The organism is Phycicoccus sp. HDW14, from assembly GCF_011383005.1.
Classification (GTDB): Bacteria; Actinomycetota; Actinomycetes; order Actinomycetales; family Dermatophilaceae; genus Phycicoccus.
On record NZ_CP049935.1, the window covers coordinates 2,728,464 to 2,746,162 of the forward strand.

Consider the following 17,699-nt stretch of genomic DNA (forward strand, 5'->3'; position numbering starts at 1 on the left):
CCCGGGTGCGACCGCACACGGAGGCGCGCACCTCGCGCGGACGCGAGCGCGGGTCCGGCTCCGGCTGCGGGTCCGGGTCCCGCTCAGGCCGGGAAGCGCGGGCCGCGGCCGACCCGCACCGGCCCCCTGACGCCGCGCTCCACGGGCTCGCCCTTCTGGAGCACCCGCACCGTGCCCTCGTCCGCGAGGTCGAACGCGAGGTCGCGCACGGTGGCCGACAGGCCGCGCCACCCCTCGCCGCCGACCACGCGGGCGGCCTCGCTCGGGCAGGTCGTCCCCTCGGGGCGGTGGCGCAGCAGGGCGCGGTAGGTCGCGGCCACCCGCTCGCGCAGCGCGGACCCGGTCGGCTCCTCCCACCACGGCTCGCCCCGCTCGCCGAGGGCGACCTTGGCGTCCTGCACCCGGTGCCGAGCCGCGTCACCCTCCGATCGCACGGCCCGCCGCGCATCCATCAGCTCGGCGACGAGCTCGACTCGGAGCTTCTCGGGGATGCCGGGATCGGTTGCCCGCCAACGCCGCCCGTCGACGACGATGTACCGACCGTCGTCGGTCCGCTCCGGCCCCTCGTCGCTCGCACCCACCCCCCGCACGCTACGCCGTGTCGATCTCGTCACCCCCGTGCGATGCCACCCGGACCCGACGGCAGGATGGGTGGTGACCCCGACCGACCCCGAGACCCGGAGCCCTGATGACCACCGCCGCCGTTCCCCTCCGCCCGCACTCCGTCCTCGCGGAGGCGGTCCTGCCCCGCACGCTCACCCGCACCGGCGTCACCGTTGGCCTCGGCGCGCTGCTCACCGCCCTCGCCGCCCAGGTGGCCGTGCCGGTCCCGGGCTCCCCCGTGCCCGTCACCGGCCAGACCTTCGCCGTCCTCCTCGTCGGCGCCGCGCTCGGCCCGGCCCGCGGCGTCGCCAGCATGGCGCTCTACACGCTGCTCGGCGTCGTCGGGCTACCGGTCTTCACCGATGCCTCGGGCGGCGCGCACGTCCTCCTCGGCGCCACCGGCGGGTACCTCGTCGGCTTCCTCGCCGCAGCCGCCGTCGCCGGGCTCGCCTCGCGTCGTGGGCACGACCGCTCGGTGCCGCGCCAGCTGCTGGCCGCCGTCGCGGCGTCGCTGACCATCTACGTCTTCGGTGCGGGCTGGCTCGCCCTCTCGACCGGGATGTCCGTCGCCGCGGCCGTCTCGGTCGGCGTCGTGCCGTTCCTCCTCGGCGACGCCCTCAAGGCCCTCTTCGCCGCCGGTCTCCTGCCGGGTGCCTGGAAGCTCGTCGGGGCGCTCGACCGCGGCTGACGCGAGCAGCCCCTAGTAGGTCGGCGCGGCCGGCTCCCCGAGGAACTGCTCGAGGCTGTGCCACGACCCCGCGTGGTACGCCTTCGCCAGGGCCGTCCCGACGTACCGGTAGTGCCAGGGCTCGCTGTTGTAGCCGGTGACCGAGGTGTACCCGGGCTCGTAGCGCAGGACGAACCCGTACCGCCACGCGTTGCGCTTGAGCCAGTTCCCCTGCGGCGTACCGCCGATGCAGTTGTGCGCTCCACACGACGAGCTGCCGACCGGCGCGATGTCGAGGCTCAGGCCGGTCTGGTGCTCGCTGTACCCGGGCCGCGCGATCCAGCGGTCGGCGTAGGCCCGGCCATGGGTCCGTACCCGGTTCCAGTACACGGAGTACTGCGTGCTGTACGAGCGGTAGGGGCTGGCCACCTGCATCCGGCCCGCGCCGTCCTTCCGGGCGGCCGAGAACATCCGGGCCAGGGCGGCCGCGGCGGGCTTGCGCAGGCGCCCGCCGCCGGGGTTGGAGACGTCCGGTGCGACGAGGCCGGCGGGGACGTAGGACTTCGGGCGCAGCGGGTTGTGCTTGTTGGCCAGGACCCACTCGCTGCTCGGCGACGTGATGCTGCGGCAGGTCTCGAGCGTGCCGACGAGGCTGCGGACCGAGCCCTCCCCGCCGAGCAGCGTCACGCGGGTCGTCGCCGAGCCCGCCAGTCGGACACGGACGGTCGCCGGCACGCAGTACGGGAGCGTGTAGTACAGCGGGCGCTTCGTGCGGCCGGCGAGGAAACCGCCGGCGAGGGCGTTGACGAAGTCGCGTCCGGTGGCGACGTACGAGGTCCCGGGCGCCGGGTTCGGGTGGGTGAGGTCGGCGACCCTCCGGGCGACGGCGTAGCGGTCGCCGCCGGTGGCCCGGGTGACCTGACCCGCCCCGAGGAACCCCGTCAGCTGGCGCTCGATGCCCGCCGAGACCGCCGACGTCCCGCCGACGAGCGTCACCGAGGTCACGCCCAGGTCGGCCAGGAGGTCGAGCGGCGCCGCGGGGAGGGCGGTGGCCGACCCGTCGACGGTCAGGAGCGGCTCGCGGGCGGACGCCGCGGCACTCCCGGCGGCGACACCGTCGGTCCACACCCGGCCGGTCGCGACCCACGCGTGCGCCACCGGGGTCCGGAACGCGTGGCGGACCAGCGCCTGCGCCGTCTGGTACCGCCCCTCGCCGCCGACCCGCGTCACCTCCGGCACGATCGACTTCGCCTGTCGGGCAACCGCGGTGGAGAGCACGCTCGTCGATCCGACGAGGACGACCCGGCCGGGCCGCAGCCGCCGCAGCTCGGCGGAAACGACGGCGGGGAGGGCGTCGGCCCGGGTGAGCAGCACACCCCCACCCTCGTGGACGGCGGCCGGCGTCGCGCTGAGGGAGTGCCACGGGCTGGTGCCGGACACGAGGTAGACGACCGAGGGTGACGAGCCCGAGGGGAAGGCGGCCCGGGACGCCGCGACGGAGGTGGCGTAGCGGTCGGCCCCGGCCATCCGGGCCACCGACGGCGAGGCGACGCGGGCGAGGTCGGGGTGCGACGGCCCGGCACCCACGGCGGGAGCGGTCACCAACAGGGCCCCGGCGCACGTCGTCGCCGTCAGGGCCGCGACCCGGGGGCGGCGTCCGCGGTGCGCCCGCGGGGCACGGTGCCTGCCCGGCGCGCCCGGCACGCCCGGCCCGCTGCTGGCGGAGGCCTCCGGAGGTGGGCCGACGCCCGACGCCCGTTCCTCCCGTGGTGACCCACGGCCGGCCTCCGTCTGCACGCGCGCCTCCCCTGCCCGATGACCTTCCCGGCACGGTAGACGTCGACCGACCACCGTGTCAGCCGTTTCGGCGACGGGATGCGCCCAGCGGACACCCTCGGCACGGGAGCCGACGGGGGCCACCCCGGGCCCACGACCCTCGACGTGCACGAGTGGTCGAGGTCGACGAGGTGCCGCCGCCCGCGTCGACGCTCGCCGACGTCGGCGGGCCCGTCCTCGGCCACGACGCCCTGGACGCCGCCACCGCCGCCTCGGGCGCCCGCGCCCGACGCCCTGCGACCCCGCACGGGATCCACCCGCTCCCGAGGGCCCGCGGGACCCCCGTTCGCGGTAGACCGGATGGGTGAGCACGTCACGAGCGGGCCGCCGCCGGTGCGCCCTCGCCCTCGCGGTGGCCGTCGGCCTCCTCGGCGTCGCCGGCTGCTCGTCGAGCGACGACACCACCTACCGGGAGGCCGCGGCGGCCGCCCTGGAGGCGGCGCTCAGCGAAGCCCGCACCGCCGAGCTCGTCGGGGGCTCTGGCTCGAGGGCCGGTCGACCCACGCGGCGACCGCCGTGGTCGTCGTCGGCAGCGAGGACGGGGTCGGCGCGGAGGCGCAGTGGTTCGCGGGGCAACAGCCACCGGACGCCGGGGCCGACGACCTGCGGGACCGGACGACGGCCGCGCTCGACGACGCCTCGGCCGCCGTCGCCGAGGTGCGCATCGCCGTGCAGCGCTCGGACCGCGATGCGACGCGGACCGCGCTCACCGGGCTGCACGCGGCCTCCGCCGCGGTCGAGGCGCTCGCCGAGGAGCTGGGATGAAGCGCCTCTTCGCCGTCGCTCTCGGCGTGCTGACCGCCATCGGGGGTTCGTCGACATCGGCGACCTCGTGACGAACGCGACCGTCGGCTCACGGTTCGGCCTGTCGCTCGCCTGGGTCGTGGTCGTCGGCGTCGTCGGCATCTGCGTCTTCGCCGAGATGAGCGGCCGGGTGGCCGCCGTCAGCGGCCGGGCGACCTTCGACCTGATCCGCGAGCGCCTCGGGCCGCGCGTCGGCCTGCTGGCCCTCCTCGGGTCGATGGCCGTCACCTTCCTCACCCTCACGGCCGAGATCGGTGGCGTCGCCCTGGCGCTCGAGCTCGCCACGAGCATCCACTACCTCCTGTGGATCCCGGTCGTCGGGGTCCTCGTGTGGGTGGTGCTCTGGCGGGTGCGCTTCTCGGTGCTGGAGAACGCGTTCGGCTTGGCCGGGCTCTGCCTCATCGTGTTCGCGGTGGCGGTCTGGCGGCTCGGTCCGGACTGGGACGACCTCGCGTCCGGCGCGCTCCACCCCTCGGTGCCGGGGAGCGAGGAGGGCACGACGTACTGGTACTACGCCGTCGCCCTCTTCGGTGCGGCGATGACGCCGTACGAGGTCTTCTTCTTCTCCTCCGGCGGGGTCGAGGAGCGCTGGAGCCCACAGAGCCTGCGCACGATGCGCACGAACGTGTTCATCGGCTTCCCGCTCGGCGGCCTCCTGTCACTGGCGATCGCCGTGGCCGCCGCCGTGGTGCTGCGCCCCCACGGCATCGCCGTGACCACCCTGGGACAGGTCGTCCTCCCGGTGCTGTCGGGCGTCGGGACCCTGGGGCTCGTCCTCGTCCTCGTCGGGATCTTCGCGGCGACGTTCGGGGCGGCGTGCGAGACCGGGCTGTCCGTGGGCTACAGCGTCGCGCAGTACTTCGGGTGGCAGTGGGGCAAGTTCGTCGAGCCGTTGCGGGCCGCGCGCTTCCACACCATGGTCCTCCTGTCGTGCATCGCCGGCGTCGGCATCCTCCTGACCACCGTCGACCCCGTCCTCGTCACGGAGTACTCGGTCGTGTTCAGCGCCCTGGCCCTCCCGCTGACCTACCTTCCGATCCTCGTCGTCGCCAACGACCGCACCTACCTCGGCCCCCACGTCAACGGACGCCTGGCCAACACCCTCGGCACCGGCTACCTGCTCGTCGTGGTCGTCGCGTCGCTGGCCGCCATCCCGCTCATGCTGCTGACGGGGGCCGGCGCATGACCCGCGACACGGTCCCGGGGTCCCCGCTCGAGGCGGGCTCACCGCTCTCCCTCGGGCTGCGGCTGCTCGACCACCAGCTGCTCGGCCGCGAGCTCGAGATGCTCGGCGACGTCGACGACGTGTCCCTCGAGGACGTCGACGGGCGGCTGGTCGCCACCGGTGTGCTCCGGGGACCCGGCGCCTGGTCGCACCGCCAGCCCGGCGTGCTCGGCCGGTGGGGACGGGCGGCCTGGCGGCGGTTCGAGCGGGCCGAGGACCCGCGGCCCCTCGTCCTGCCCCTCGACCACGTGCTGGCGATCGGGTCGGCGGTCCACGTGGACCCCTGGGCCGAGGAGTACCTGACGGCCACCGACCACGCCGAGCTCTGGCTGCGACGCCACCTCGTCGGGCGCATCCCCGGCGCCCGCGGCGGTGAGCACCCCTTCGGGGGCGACCTCTCCCCCGCGCCCCGTGACGACTCCGCCCTCGCCCTCCCGGTCGGCGCCCACCTGCTGAGCGACCTGCTCGGCGCGGCCGTGGTCCACGACGACGGGTCCGACGGCGGACGGGTCGTCGAGGTGCGGGCGGCCCAGGACCGGCCGAAGGGCTCGCGGGTCGGGCCGCTCGTCGTCAGCTCGCTGGTGCACGGCCCGCGGCGCCTCGGCGGCGAGCTCGGCTACCGCGACGACCCCGCGATGGCGCCGTACCTGCTCGGCGAGGCGCTGCGACGGTGGCACCGCCACGACGTCGAGTCCCCGTGGGCGGCCGTGCGGTCCGTGGACTGGGCGGCGCGGCGCGTCCTCCTCTCAGGCTGACCCCTCGCCCCTCGCCCCGTCCCGGTCCGCGTCCTCGTCGTCGCCCGCGTCCCGGGGCGAGTCGGGCGGCAGGTTGCGCGGGAAGAGGCCGCTGGCCCGGAGGCCGACGGGGGCGAGGAACCACAGTCCCAGGAGCAGCACCAGGGCCAGGCCCCCGGCGACGTAGGCCTCCTGCCGGCCCAGGACGAGGTCGACGACGAGGAAGACCACACCGGCCACGGTGAGCAGCAGGGTCGTCAGCCCGGCCTGCGCCAGCCGGTTGGCGGACTCGACGAGCAGCTCGCGCTGCCGCTCCCGGAAGAGGACCCGGTGGTAGGCGACGGGTGCGACGACGAACCCGGTCGTGAGCACTGCACCCCCGAGGACGGCGAGGTAGACCCCGCGCTGGGCATCGGTGAGGTCCGGGAAGCGGTTCGAGAAGGGCACGGTGAGCAGGAAGCCGGTGAGGATCTGGACACCCGTCTGGATGACGCGCAGCTCCTGCATCAGCTCGTCCCAGTTACGGGACAGCGTCCGGCGCGAGGGCCGTCGTCCGTCGGGGCCGGCCACGGGCACCTCCTCGTCAGAAGACCGGCTTGCCACCGGTCACGCCGAGCACGGTGCCGGAGACGTAGGACGCCTCGTCGGAGGCGAGGAAGACGAACGCGGCCGCGACCTCGACCGGCTGGCCGACCCGGCCGAGCGGGGTGTCGGAGCCGAACCCCTCGACCTTCTCGGCCGCCATCGTCGCCGGGATGAGCGGCGTCCAGATCGGCCCCGGCGCGACGGCGTTGACCCGGATGCCGCGCGGACCGAGCTCCTGCGCGAGGTTGACGACGAGGTTGGTCAGCGCGGCCTTGGTCGCCGCGTAGTCGAGGAGGTGGTCGGCGGGCTGGTAGGCCTGCACCGAGGTCGTGACGAGGACGACGCCGCCCGACTCCTCGAGGTCGGCGGCCAGCTCGCGGACCAGCCAGAAGGTGGCGAAGACGTTCGTCGCGAAGGTGCGCTCGACCTGCTCGGGTGGGAACTCCTCGAGGGCGTCGTGGGTCATCTGGTACGCGGCGTTGGCCACGAGGACGTCGAGGCCGACGAGCTCCCGGCGGGTCCGCTCGACGACCTCGAGGACCGCCTCGTGGGTCCGCAGGTCGGCCGCGACCGCGACGGCGCGACCGCCGGCCGCCTCGACCGCGGCGACGGTCTCGCGGGCGTCGTCGGCCTCCTCCGGCAGGTGCGTCACGACGAGGGCGGCCCCTCGTGGGCGAACGTCACCGCGACGGCACGACCGATGCCGGAGTCGCCGCCGGTGACGAGCACCCGCTTGCCGACGAGGCGGTCGCGGCCGGTCCACGACTCCTCACCGTGGTCGGGCCGGGGGCTCAGGGCATCGGTGCGTCCGGGCCAGTCCTGGGTCTGGGCGGGGATGTCGTCGGGCATCGGGTCTCCTGGGTCAGTGAACGGCGAGCGAGGGTCGGTCGAGGAGCCCGGCGAGCCCGCGCTGCTGCTCACCGAGGTAGGCGTCGAGGACGAGGACCGCCCCGGTGGTCACCGGCGTGGCCCACTGCAGGCGGCGCAGCCGGGCGGCGAGGGCCCGGGCCTCGGCGCGGGCGTCCGGGTCGTGGTCGGCGGCCTCGCGGGCGTCGCCGAACGCGGCGCCCACCCGGTAGGCCTCGGCGCCGAGGGCCACGGCGGCTCCGGTGAGCACCGTCTTCGCGACCACGGCCAGCGTCGTCGGGCGGTGGTGGCGGACCCGTCGGCGGTTGTCGACGAGGATCGCGACGCCGCTCGCGAGGTGCAGTGCCACGGCGGCGCCCTGCACCGGCCCCCAGCGGGTCCATCCCTCGTCGGCGATGGCCGCCCGCCGGCGGGCGTCCTCGCCCTCCTCGGCCGCCGGGTTGAGCCCGACGGCACCCATGAGGGAGCCGCCGAACCACGCGGCGTTGGTCACCAGGTGGGTCGAGCGCACGAGCGTGCTCCAGGCCGTCATCGCCGGCTCCGTCGCCACACGACGAGGGCCGTGAGGCCTGCCGCGGCGGCGAGCCCACCCCAGGCCGGGGCTGTCGGCCGACCCTGCTCGTCGGTCAGGGAGGCCCGGACCGTCGCGACCCGGTCCGCGGCGCGGGCCCGGACGTCGAGCTTGGCCCCCAGGGCGTCGACCGTCTCGGCCAGCGCCTCGCGGGTCGCCGCGATGTGGGCCTCGATCTCCTCGGGGGTCCGGCCGGGACCGGCGCTCCCCGGCGTCGGCGTGTCGGCGGCGGTCATCGGGCTCCTCCGTCGGGGGTGTCGCCGTGGCGGGCCCCGGCCACCGCGCGCACGTCGGTGCGCACGCTCTCGACGGCGTGCTCGAGGGGTGGGGCCGTGCGGGAGGCCTCGCGCCGGCCGACGAGCCCGGCCACCCCCGCGACCGCGAAGAGCACGACGGCGACGACGAGCGCGGCGAGCCAGGCGTCGAGGACGGTCGCCAGCCCCAGGACGGCCGCGGCGACCAGCGCGCCGAGCCCGTAGAGGGCCACGAGGCCGGCCGTGCCGAAGAGGCCGGCCCCGAGCCCGGCGTGGCGCACCGACGCGCGCAGCTCGGCGCGGCCGAGGGCCATCTCGGAGCGGACGAGGTCGGACAGCTGGCTGCTCGCCGCGGCGACGAGCTGGCCCGGCGAGGCGTCGGCGGGCGGGTGGTGGTCGGTGTCGGGGTGGCTCATCGGGGAGCTCCTCGGGGTCGGGGGAGGGTGGAGGGTGGTGCGCCCGGCGAGGGTTCGCTCATCGGGTCCTGCCCGCCTCCTACCCATCAGGGGACGGCGACACGCGTCGGGTCCGGGTCGGCGAGCGCGGCGAGGTAGCTCGCGAAGCCGCCGTCGACCCGGCTCGTCGTCCGGGCGGAGGTGCGCACGCGCGCCCGGTCGGTCGCCACCCAGCGCCGCCCGGTCGCGCGCACCGCCTCGACGAGGGCCACGTCCTCGTGCACCGGCAGCGGCGGGAAGCCGCCGACCGCGAGGTAGGCGTCGGCCCGGACGCCGAGGTTGGCGCCGTGGACGTGCCGGTGCCCCTCGTGCAGCGCGTGCCGGGCACGCCACGCGCGCAGCACCCGTGGGTCGACGAGGTCGTCGGGGACGACCGTGCCGACGACGAGGTCGGCACCGTCGTCGGCGAGCGCCAGCTGGCGCAGCAGCCAGCCCTCCGGCACGACGCAGTCGGCGTCCGTACCGGCCAGCCACGTGCCGGCGGTGGTGGCCCCGGCCGCCAGGGCGCGGTCGAGCCCGACCTCGACGGCCGCGCGGCGCGCCGGCCCCACCGCCCCGAGGTCGACCGCCACGGACTCGACGCCGGGGCGGTCCGCGGCCCGGGCCGAGCCGTCGACGCACCGGTCGAGCGCGACGACGACGGTGGCGCCGACGTCGGGACGCACCGAGCGCAGCCGGGCCACGGCCGCGACGACGCTGTCGAGGCAGGGGCCCAGCAGCTCCTCCTCGTCACGGGCCGGCACGGCGACGACGACGTGCGCGACCCTCATCGCCGGCCCTCGTCCGCGGCGACCGAGGCCGGCCCACCCCACACGTCGGCGAGGACGTCGGCGTCCGCGTGGCCCGCGCGGTGCCCGAGGTCGGCGAGCGCCGTGGTGGCCTGGGCGTGGACCGTCGGCCCGTCGAGCGGGATGCCCTCGGTCGGGTGGCGCCAGTGGACGAGGACGACCTCGCCGCCGTCCGACAGCCGGTCGCGCACCACCCGCAGCGTCTCGAGCCAGTCGGTGGGCGTGAGGAAGTAGCCGACCTCGGAGAGGACCACGAGGTCGAACCGCTCGTCCGGGACGCCGTCCGGCGCCGCGCCGAGCACCCAGCGCACGTGGGCAGGGGCGTCGTGGCGGGCCTGCTCGAGGGCACGGGGGCTGACGTCCATCGCGACGAGGTCGTCGGCGCGCTCGGCGAGGTCACGGGTCAGGACGCCTGTCGCGCAGCCGATCTCGAGCACCCTCCGGTAGCGCTCGCGCCCGAGCAGCGCGGCGGTCATGGCGCGCTTGCGGGCCTCGTAGAAGGACCCGTCGAAACCCCAGGGGTCGGCGGAGCCGTCGAACATCGCGTCGAAGGGGCGGGCCCGGTCGACGTCGGTGCGGTCGGGGTCGTCCGGGTCGCGGCCGCCGAGGACCGGCAGCGTGCCGGGCTCCGCGAGGAGGGTCTCGACGACCCGTCGCGCCCGGGCCAGCACCGGACCGGTGACGACCGGGCCGTCACCGGTCGCCGGCCCGAGCGGCTCGGTCTGCGACCGGTGCGCGGCCAGGGCCCGCTCCTTGCGGGCGAGGTCGTCGAGGGTGGGCTCGACGACGTGCACCCGCGACCAGTCGAGGTCGTCCGGGCCACCCCAGTGCCAGAGCCACAGGGGGTAGTGGGCCGGTGTCGCCCCGGTGCGCGCGGCGGCCACCACGGCGGCGCGACCCAGGGCGTCGTGGTCGGGGTGGCCGTCGGCCGTCCACGGGGCGACGAGGAGGGTATCGGGCCCACAGCGCTCGGCGAGCAGGTCGGCGAGCCGCGCCTCGTGCTCCGCCAGGCGCCCGTCCGGGAGGTCGAGGTGCTCGACCGGGGCGCCCGGCGCGAGGTGCCCGACGGCCTCGGCCACCTCCGCGCGCCGGACCCGGGCCAGCTCGAGAGGCGTCCACGTGGTCGCCTCCGGGTGCGACGCCTCACCGGCCGAGGCGACGACGACCCGCACGTCGGCCCCGCGGCGGTGGGCGGCCGCCGCGAGCGCGCCGACCGCGAGGGTCTCGTCGTCGGGGTGTGCGGCGGCCACGACGAGCCGGTCGAACCGGGCCGCGAGCGCGTCGAGGTCGAGCACCGGCCGCCCGGTCCATCGGGCGTCGGTCAGCCAGGTCGGTTCCGGCGTGCCCGGGTCGTCGTGGTGGAAGGCCGGACCGCCCGCCGTGCTCATCCGCTCCCTCGGGCGCCGAGGACGAGGTCGCCGAGGGCCACGAGGTCCCGCTCGGCATGGTGCTGGCGCAGGTACACCGTGAGGTCGGCGACCCGGCGGGCGTGCGGCTCGTCGTGGGTCAGGGGCGCCGGCCCAAGACCGTGCCCGACGGCGGTGAGGACGACCTCGGCCGCGTCGGCGACCACGGCCCGGGTCCGCGCGGCGAGCAGCGACCCCGCCGGGCCGTCGGCGCGGCCGCCGCGGATCTCGTCGGCCGCGTGCCGCAGCGACAGCAGGGACGCGTGCAGCACCCGGTCGACGGTCCCGAGGTGGAGGCGGGCCACCTGGTCGGGCGGGCGCCGCCCGGCCGCCGCGAGCAGGGCACCGGCCAGGGCCGCCGCACCACCGAACCACACGGCCGCGACCCCGATGCCGCCCCACGCGAAGCCGGGCCGCCCGAGGTACCACCCCGGTCCGCCGAGGGGGATGCCGGGCACGTCGTCCAGCTGCAGGCTGCCGGTGGTGACGGCCGCGAGCCCCCGGGACACCCAGGTGGAGGCGGCGTGCGTGACCCCCGGGTGGCGCAGCGGCACGACGTGGAGGCGCTCGTCCTCGCCCGTGGTCGTCGTGACGACGGCGTGGCTGACCAGCCCGGCCAGCGAGCACCAGGCCTTGGTCCCCGAGACCAGGTCGGGCCCGTCCGGTCCCGGACGGGCCTCGAGGCCGGTGCCCGGGGCCCGGGCGGCGTACACCCCGAACGTGCTGTCGTCGTCGACCCCGAGGGCCGACAGGTCCGGGTCGCCCGCCTGCGCGAGGACGGCGACGGCGTCGAGGTGCGGCTCCAGCGCCCGGGCCGCGGTGAGGTCGGTCGCGCCCAGGGAGGCCAGCGTCGCGAGGTAGGTCCACGGGTCGTCGGGCAGAGCCCGGGCCACCCCGGCCAGCGCCCGGGCGGCGTCCAGCGCCCGGTGGGGCGAGGTCCCGTCGACGACGCCGACGTCCTCGGCCCACTCGTCCGCGCGCCACACGGTTCCCACGCGCTCACCCCGTCCGGTCCTGGCCCCCGCCGGGCGCGAGGACGTCCTGCCCGCGATACCCGCGCCGGGTGGCCGTCAACCCTCGGGGCCCGTCGTGCGGGCCGTCGCCGTCCGGGGGTGTGACGGGGCCGCCCCCGGGGTAGGGCGGTCGCTGCCGTCCGCACCCCAGGGGAGGAGACACCCATGGTCGAGCAGCAGCACCACGTCCCCCAGCAGCCCCGCGCCGCCCTGACCCCCTCCGAGGACTCCACCGTGCTCGGGGTCGTCGCCGACCTCCTGACCGCCGCGCGCCGCGCCCCAGAGGGGCTGAGCACCCGGCGCCTGCTCGGCGACCTCGTCGGTCGCGGCGCCCACGTCGTCCCGGGGCCGACTGGTGCAGCATCACGGTGATGCGCTCGGAGACGCTGCGCACCCTCGCGGCGTCGCACGACGAGGCCCTCGAGGCCGACGAGGTGCAGTACGACATCGGGTCCGGGCCGTGCGTCGACGCCGTGGTCCGCGACCACGTGTTCGTCACCGGGCGGGTGCAGGACGACCCCCGCTGGCCCGAGTACGGACGCCGGGTGCACGAGGCCCTCGGCGTGAGCAGCGTTCTCGCACAGCGCCTCACCCTGCCCGACGGCAACGAGTCGGTCGCCGCCCTGAACATCTACTCCCGCACGCCGGACGCCTTCGGGGCGCTGGCGATGCGCGAAGGCCTGCTGCTCGCCACCCAGTGCTCGCTGCTCGTGGCCGCGCACCTCGCGCACGACCGGGCCGAGAACCTCACCCGGGCGCTGACGAGCAACCGCGACATTGGGGTGGCCATCGGGATCCTCATGAGCCGGCACCGCATCACCCGCGACGAGGCCCTCGGGATGCTGCGCGTCGTGAGCCAGGACGCCAACCGCCGGCTGAGCGACATCGCGGCCGACGTCACCGACACCGGCGACCTCCCGGACGGCCCTCGCGGATGAACGCCCACCCCTGACGGCGTTTGGGTGGACCGGCGCGGGGCAGACAACCGGCAGGGTGGCCACCGCGGGTCAAGCAGCCGGCTCCCGGTGGCCATCCGCCGGAGCCGCCCGGGCCCCTGGTGCGCCGAGGGTCAGCCGGGCAGCTGGCCGGTGAGCACGACGTCCTCGGCGACCTCGCGCAGCTTCCGGTTCGACGTCGAGCTCGCCGAGCGCAACCGGTCGAACGCCTCGTCGGCCGAGAGGCGCCGGGAGGCCATGAGCACGCCGACGGCCGTCCCGATGGTGCGGTTGGTCCGCAGCGCCACCTCGAGGTTGCCGGTGCGGGCCCGCTCCTCGGCCGCGGCCCGCACGTCGGTGAGCAGGGCGGTCAGCTGCCGGGCGAGCAGGGTCACGAAGGTGTCGTAGGCCTCGTCGAACGGCCGGTACGGGTCGAGGCCGACCGACAGCACGCCCTCGACCCGACCGTCGGGCCGGCCGAGCGGGACGTGCACGAGGTCGGTGGGTGCGAGCGGGCCGAGGGGCGACGGCTCGGCCGTCAGCTCGCCGTCGACGGTGTGCACCGTGCGGGACGTGCGCGCGGAGGCCGTGCGGGCCAGCGGGTGGTCGGCGTCTCCCGCGACGTGCTGCGGCAGCGCGCTCCCGCCGTCGAGCAGCCCGTGCGACCCGGCCCGGACGAGGTCGCCCGCCGCGTCGACGAGGTGCACCGCGGCGAACGGGACGGCGCGCCGGTCGCCCGCGAGCACGGGCTCGACCCGCTGCACCAGCCCCTCGGCCGAGACGAGGTCTGCGCTCGAGAGCACGGCCAGCTCACGGACGGCGGTGAGGCGGTACCCGTCGATGCGCGTCGCCGTGACCTCGGTGGTGGCGACGAAGACGCCGAGCACCTCCCCGGTGGCCGAGCGCACGGCACTGAAGGAGTAGCGCCAGTACGTCTCCTCGACGTAGCCGTGGCGCTCGAGGAAGAGCAGCAGCGCCTCCTCGTGGTCGGACTCGCCCGTGGCGACGACCCGCGCCACCCGGGGACCGAGCTCGGCCCAGGCCTCGGGCCAGCACTCCGCGGCCGGCTGCCCCATCGAGCGGGGGTGCTTGGCGCCGCAGATGGGCCGGTAGGCGTCGTTGTAGACCTGCACGAGCTCGGGCCCCCACCACAGGAGCATGGGGATGCCGGCCGGCACGACCGTGCGGATGGCCGCCGACAGCTCGGGACCCCATGTGGAGGGGTCGCCCAGCGGCGTGCTCGACCAGTCGGTGGCACGGGCCAGCGCCGAGGTCTCGTCGGCCCCGGGAAGAGGGAGGCCAGCACGTCGGTGGCGGGGTCGTCGGTCGCGCACGGGCGCCCAGTGAGCGTCATGGGTGTCCTGAGGGATCTCGGGGGACGCTGAGCCGTGGTTGGACCCGCGTGCCCTCCGGGCGACACCCTAGGACACGCCGTCGCGCCCGGCCTCCCGGACCCACGCCCTTCGACAGCGCGGTCGCGGCCCCGGTCAGACGAGGAGGTGCAGCGGAGCGCGGGCCGCGAGCTGCTCCCACGGCCGCGCGCTCGCTGCTGCCTCCCCGAGGTCGCGCAGCCGCACCCGGACCGCCGACGGCAGCGAGGCCGCCCCCGGCAACCGCGTCGTCGCGCAGCGGCACTGGCGCCCGGCCTCGGACCAGTGCACGGCCGGGGCGACGCCGGGGGTGTACGACAGCTCGGCCCGCAGCATCGCGACGAGCAGCCCGCAGGTGCGGCACGACGCGGCGCCGACGTCACTGAGCCGGTTCACGCGGCGTCCGCCGCGAGCGTGCCGCGCAGGTCACCGAGGATGCGGGCGAGGATGCGCGAGACCTGCATCTGGCTCACCCCGAGGGCGGTGCCGATCTGCGACTGCGTGAGCTCCTCGACGAACCGCAGCCGGACCACCGCCCGGTCGCGCGCCCCGAGGGCCGCGACGGCCTCCCGCAGGTCGATGCCCACCTCGAGTCGGCCGAAGGCGTCCTCATCGTCGGCGAGGCGGTCAGCCTCGGTGCCGCCCATCGGCACGGGGGCGTCGAGCGAGGTGGGACGGAAGCCGCTGCTCGTCGAGCGGGCCGAACGGACGTCACCCGGCGAGCAGCCGACGAGCTCGGCGACCTCGCTCACCGTCACCTCCCGCCCGTGCCGGTGCCGCAGCCCCTCCTCCGCGACCGACACCTCCGCGCGCAGCTCCTGGAGGCGACGAGGCGGGCGCACCATCCATCCGCAGTCGCGGAAGTGCCGCTTGAGCTCGCCGGTGATCGTCGGGACGGCGAAGGCGACGAAGCCGGCCCGCGTGCCGGAGTCCGGACGGTAGCGCTCGACGGCGACGACGAGGGCCGTGCGGGCGACCTGCTCGAGGTCCTCCCGGTCCACCCCCCGCCCGGCGTACCGGTGCGCGAGGCCGTCGGCGAGGGCGAGGAAGGACGCCACGACCTCGGAGCGCAGCCGCTGCCGGTCGTCGGGGTCGGTCGTGTGGTGCAGCTCGAGGAGGAGCAGCTCCGTCACGTCGTCCGGCGGGCGGGGGGCGCCGGAGGCGGGACCCGGGTCGGGGGTGTCGGTGCGGTCGGGTGTCGTCGGTCGTCCGGGCATGGCAGTGCTCCATCGATGAGGAGGAGGGCGCACTGTCTGACCCGAGACGGCCGGGGCTGGACCGAGACCTCGACGGTGCCACGTCCTGACCCCGAACGGGGCCTTACGGACACCCCGTCCTGCTCAGCCGTGGCGGAGCGCCTCGGTCACGGCGTCCTGGGCGGCCCGCAGCTGGTGGCGGAAACCGGCCTCGACGGGAACCGCGGCCGTCGGCCCGTCATCGGCCACGAGCGCGTCGACGGCCTCGAGAGCCGTTGCCGCCCACCGGATGTCGAACTGGTCGTGGGTCGCGACGAAGCGGGGGACGGTGTCGCGCTCGCCGGCCGCGGCGTGGCGCACGAGAGCCGCCGCGACGAGGCCGACGTGCACGGTGGACGAGGGCCGCTCGGCGCCGACGTCGTCGAGGCCCTCCAGCGCGGTGACGAGGTCACGGTCGACCGGCGAGTTCTCCGGGGGCGGTTCGCCGGGTGGGGCGAGGGCGACCCGCTCGGCCGCGCAGTGCACGGCGACGAGGCGCACCAGCCGGTCGAGGGCGTCGGGGCGGGCATCGGGTCCGGCGCGCACCAGGCCGCGGGTCAGCTCGCGGATGCGGACGTGCTGGTCGACGAGGGCACGGACGAGGGCGTCCTGCGCGGTCACGGCTGCTCCTCTCCGACGGCTCCGGTCCTTGGCTGCCGACCCGGGACCGCCCCTCACAGGCTGCCCCGGGTCCTCCCGGACCTACCCGACCGCCGGCGGGCCATGCATCCGGGGTCGGACCGGGTCGGGTCGCGCGGACGGGTTGGGCCGCACCGGGACGGGGTACGGGTCCGACACCGACGAGAGGACCCCCGTGCGCTCCCCCACCCCCCGCACCACCGGGGCCGTCGTGACCGGCGCCTCGAGCGGCATCGGCCGCGCGACGGCCCTGCGCCTGGCCCGCGACGGTGTCGCCGTCGTGGCCACCGGCCGCGACCTCGCCTCGCTCGAGGTGGTCGTCGACGCCTGTCGCGCCCTGGGGGGCAGCGCCCGGGCCGAGGTCCTCGACGTCCGCGACGACGCGGGAGTGCGCAGGGTCCTCGACGAAGCCGCCGCCGAGCACGGACGCGACCTCGCGGTCGTCCACGCGGCGGCCGTCGTCGCCTACGGGCACTTCGAGGAGGTTCCCGCCGAGGTGATGAGCGACGTCGTCGACACCGACGTCCTCGGCACCGTCAACGTCGCGCGGGCCGCGTTGCGGGCCTTCCGGCGCACCGGCGGCGGCCACCTCGTCGTCGTCGGCTCGTTGCTGGGCGAGATCGCCACCCCGTACATGAGCCCCTACGTCCTCTCGAAGTGGGCCGTGCACGGACTCGTCCGGACCCTGCAGATCGAGACCCGCGACCGGGTCGGCACCGAGGTCTCCCTCGTCTCCCCCGGCGGCATCGACACCCCGGTGTACCGGCAGGCGGCGACGGTGCTCGGCCGCCACGGCGCACCGCCCCGCCCGTCCGCTCCGACGAGGCCGTGGCCGCTCGCGTGGCCTCGGTGCTGCGGCGCCCCCGACGGCAGACGCACGTCGGGCCCGCCAACCCGGTCACGGTCGCCGGCTTCCGCCTCTTCCCCGGCGTCTTCGACGTCCTCGTCACCCCCCTGATGCGCCGCTTCGGCCTCGCGCCGTGGTCCGGCCTGGCGCCCACACCCGGCAACGTCCACGACCCGCGGCACCCCGCACCCCCCGAGACCGATCCCGAGGAGTCCCCCGTGACCGACCACCAGCTGAACCGTCCCCGCGTCTCCCGCACCGTCACCGCGCCGGCCGAGGCCGTGTGGGACGTGCTGGCCGACGGCTGGCAGTACGCGACGTGGGTCGTCGGCGCGGCGCGCGTCCGTGACGTCGACGCCTCCTGGCCCGGCGCCGGCAGCCGCATCCACCACAGCGTCGGCACCTGGCCGCTGACCATCTCGGACACGACGCGGGTCGAGGCGTCGGACCACCCGCACCGGCTCGTCCTCACCGCCCGCGGCTGGCCCGCCGGGGAGGCGCGGGTGGAGATCGAGATCGTGCCCGACGGCCCGGAGACGTGCACGGTGTCCATCGCCGAGGACGCCTCCAGCGGGCCGGGGAAGCTCGTCCCGATGCCGTTGCGGCAGGCCGGCATCCTCCCCGCAACCGCGAGTCGCTGCTGCGGCTGGCCCTGCTCGCCGAGGGCCGGTACCGCGAGCGCCTCGGGTCCACCGACTGAGCTCCCGGTCACCCTGCGTTCGAGGTTATACCGCACCTGCTGGTGGTGCGCTGTCACCTCGACCCGGACGTGGACCCGGATGGGTCGAGGTGATACCGCACCTGCTCGTGGTGCGCTGTCACCTCGACCCGGATGGGTGCCGTCGGCGGGGGTCAGTCCTCGCGC

General features: G+C 76.4%; 23 protein-coding genes and 1 pseudogene. 9 read left to right on the forward strand and 15 right to left on the reverse strand.

Annotated features, from left to right (window positions below; genetic code table 11):
- Positions 1–83: 83 nt before the first annotated feature.
- A complete protein-coding gene (locus G7075_RS13295; protein ID WP_205860504.1) occupies positions 84–581 on the reverse strand; it encodes a DUF3253 domain-containing protein in 498 nt (165 codons plus the stop codon).
- Between the two features lie 107 nt (positions 582–688).
- Between G7075_RS13295 and G7075_RS13300 the strand changes: the two genes are divergently transcribed.
- Positions 689–1,291, forward strand: coding sequence for a biotin transporter BioY (locus G7075_RS13300; RefSeq protein WP_166122467.1), 603 nt, complete (start codon positions 689–691; stop codon positions 1,289–1,291).
- Positions 1,292–1,303: 12 nt separating this feature from the next.
- Here G7075_RS13300 and G7075_RS13305 read toward each other — a convergent pair whose 3' ends face one another.
- Positions 1,304–2,872: a D-alanyl-D-alanine carboxypeptidase family protein gene (locus G7075_RS13305; protein ID WP_166122469.1), complete on the reverse strand. Its 1,569-nt coding sequence runs from the start codon at positions 2,870–2,872 to the stop codon at positions 1,304–1,306.
- Positions 2,873–3,622: 750 nt separating this feature from the next.
- On the opposite strand from G7075_RS13305, the gene G7075_RS13310 reads away from it, so the two are divergent.
- The 3 genes from G7075_RS13310 to G7075_RS13320 all read left to right on the forward strand — a co-directional run bounded on the left by G7075_RS13310 (position 3,623) and on the right by G7075_RS13320 (position 5,890).
- Positions 3,623–3,871: a hypothetical protein gene (locus G7075_RS13310; RefSeq protein WP_166122471.1), complete on the forward strand. Its 249-nt coding sequence runs from the start codon at positions 3,623–3,625 to the stop codon at positions 3,869–3,871.
- 67 nt (positions 3,872–3,938) lie between these two features.
- On the forward strand, positions 3,939–5,096 hold the full coding sequence (locus G7075_RS13315; RefSeq protein ID WP_371814072.1) for an NRAMP family divalent metal transporter: 1,158 nt from the start codon (positions 3,939–3,941) through the stop codon (positions 5,094–5,096).
- The gene (locus G7075_RS13320; RefSeq protein ID WP_166122473.1) at positions 5,093–5,890 is read left to right on the forward strand and encodes a hypothetical protein; all 798 of its coding nucleotides are present in this window, start codon (positions 5,093–5,095) and stop codon (positions 5,888–5,890) included. Before G7075_RS13315 ends, G7075_RS13320 begins: the two co-directional genes overlap by 4 nt.
- On the opposite strand, the gene G7075_RS13325 is transcribed toward G7075_RS13320, so the two are convergent.
- From G7075_RS13325 to G7075_RS13360, 9 genes are all read right to left on the reverse strand, one after another.
- On the reverse strand, positions 5,882–6,439 hold the full coding sequence (locus tag G7075_RS13325; protein ID WP_205860505.1) for a DUF6328 family protein: 558 nt from the start codon (positions 6,437–6,439) through the stop codon (positions 5,882–5,884). The genes G7075_RS13320 and G7075_RS13325 overlap by 9 nt on opposite strands.
- Before the next feature lie 13 nt (positions 6,440–6,452).
- On the reverse strand, positions 6,453–7,106 hold the full coding sequence (locus G7075_RS13330; protein WP_371814073.1) for an SDR family oxidoreductase: 654 nt from the start codon (positions 7,104–7,106) through the stop codon (positions 6,453–6,455).
- Positions 7,103–7,303 (reverse strand): hypothetical protein, encoded by a 201-nt coding sequence (locus G7075_RS22880; RefSeq protein WP_371814074.1) that lies wholly within the window; start codon positions 7,301–7,303, stop codon positions 7,103–7,105. The genes G7075_RS13330 and G7075_RS22880 overlap by 4 nt, the downstream gene beginning before the upstream one ends.
- Before the next feature lie 13 nt (positions 7,304–7,316).
- On the reverse strand, positions 7,317–7,853 hold the full coding sequence (locus tag G7075_RS13335) for a hypothetical protein (RefSeq protein ID WP_166122475.1): 537 nt from the start codon (positions 7,851–7,853) through the stop codon (positions 7,317–7,319).
- Positions 7,850–8,128, reverse strand: coding sequence for a DUF3618 domain-containing protein (locus G7075_RS13340; protein WP_166122477.1), 279 nt, complete (start codon positions 8,126–8,128; stop codon positions 7,850–7,852). Before G7075_RS13340 ends, G7075_RS13335 begins: the two co-directional genes overlap by 4 nt.
- The gene (locus G7075_RS13345; protein WP_166122479.1) at positions 8,125–8,562 is read right to left on the reverse strand and encodes a phage holin family protein; all 438 of its coding nucleotides are present in this window, start codon (positions 8,560–8,562) and stop codon (positions 8,125–8,127) included. Before G7075_RS13345 ends, G7075_RS13340 begins: the two co-directional genes overlap by 4 nt.
- Positions 8,563–8,648: 86 nt before the next feature.
- Positions 8,649–9,371 carry a glycosyltransferase family 2 protein gene (locus G7075_RS13350; protein ID WP_166122481.1) on the reverse strand — a complete coding sequence of 241 codons (723 nt, stop codon included), beginning with the start codon at positions 9,369–9,371 and terminating at the stop codon, positions 8,649–8,651.
- Complete coding sequence (locus G7075_RS13355) at positions 9,368–10,777, reverse strand: bifunctional PIG-L family deacetylase/class I SAM-dependent methyltransferase (RefSeq protein ID WP_166122483.1); 1,410 nt, start codon at positions 10,775–10,777, stop codon at positions 9,368–9,370. Before G7075_RS13355 ends, G7075_RS13350 begins: the two co-directional genes overlap by 4 nt.
- Entirely contained in the window at positions 10,774–11,790 is a 1,017-nt protein-coding gene (locus G7075_RS13360) for an acyl-CoA/acyl-ACP dehydrogenase (protein ID WP_166122485.1), read from the reverse strand. Before G7075_RS13360 ends, G7075_RS13355 begins: the two co-directional genes overlap by 4 nt.
- A 183-nt stretch (positions 11,791–11,973) precedes the next feature.
- Here G7075_RS13360 and G7075_RS13365 point away from each other — a divergent pair, with 183 nt between their 5' ends.
- Complete coding sequence (locus G7075_RS13365; RefSeq protein ID WP_166122487.1) at positions 11,974–12,180, forward strand: hypothetical protein; 207 nt, start codon at positions 11,974–11,976, stop codon at positions 12,178–12,180.
- The gene (locus tag G7075_RS13370; protein ID WP_166122489.1) at positions 12,180–12,746 is read left to right on the forward strand and encodes a GAF and ANTAR domain-containing protein; all 567 of its coding nucleotides are present in this window, start codon (positions 12,180–12,182) and stop codon (positions 12,744–12,746) included. The genes G7075_RS13365 and G7075_RS13370 overlap by 1 nt, the downstream gene beginning before the upstream one ends.
- Before the next feature lie 131 nt (positions 12,747–12,877).
- On the opposite strand, the gene G7075_RS13375 is transcribed toward G7075_RS13370, so the two are convergent.
- From G7075_RS13375 to G7075_RS13390, 4 genes are all read right to left on the reverse strand, one after another.
- The gene (locus G7075_RS13375; protein ID WP_166122491.1) at positions 12,878–14,077 is read right to left on the reverse strand and encodes an ANTAR domain-containing protein; all 1,200 of its coding nucleotides are present in this window, start codon (positions 14,075–14,077) and stop codon (positions 12,878–12,880) included.
- Between the two features lie 153 nt (positions 14,078–14,230).
- Positions 14,231–14,509, reverse strand: coding sequence for a hypothetical protein (locus G7075_RS13380; protein ID WP_166122493.1), 279 nt, complete (start codon positions 14,507–14,509; stop codon positions 14,231–14,233).
- A complete protein-coding gene (locus tag G7075_RS13385) occupies positions 14,506–15,330 on the reverse strand; it encodes a sigma-70 family RNA polymerase sigma factor (protein ID WP_166122495.1) in 825 nt (274 codons plus the stop codon). Before G7075_RS13385 ends, G7075_RS13380 begins: the two co-directional genes overlap by 4 nt.
- A 123-nt stretch (positions 15,331–15,453) precedes the next feature.
- Positions 15,454–15,969, reverse strand: a complete 516-nt coding sequence (locus tag G7075_RS13390) for a hypothetical protein (protein ID WP_166122497.1) — start codon at positions 15,967–15,969, stop codon at positions 15,454–15,456.
- 193 nt (positions 15,970–16,162) lie between these two features.
- Between G7075_RS13390 and G7075_RS13395 the strand changes: the two genes are divergently transcribed.
- From G7075_RS13395 to G7075_RS21335, 3 genes and pseudogenes are all read left to right on the forward strand, one after another.
- On the forward strand, positions 16,163–16,945 hold the full coding sequence (locus G7075_RS13395) for an SDR family oxidoreductase (protein WP_166117785.1): 783 nt from the start codon (positions 16,163–16,165) through the stop codon (positions 16,943–16,945).
- Positions 16,945–17,355 (forward strand): annotated as a pseudogene (locus tag G7075_RS13400) (SRPBCC family protein); the annotation flags it as partial. The gene G7075_RS13395 and the pseudogene G7075_RS13400, both read left to right, overlap by 1 nt.
- Positions 17,356–17,372: 17 nt before the next feature.
- Entirely contained in the window at positions 17,373–17,534 is a 162-nt protein-coding gene (locus G7075_RS21335; protein ID WP_240917610.1) for a hypothetical protein, read from the forward strand.
- Positions 17,535–17,699 lie beyond the last annotated feature (165 nt).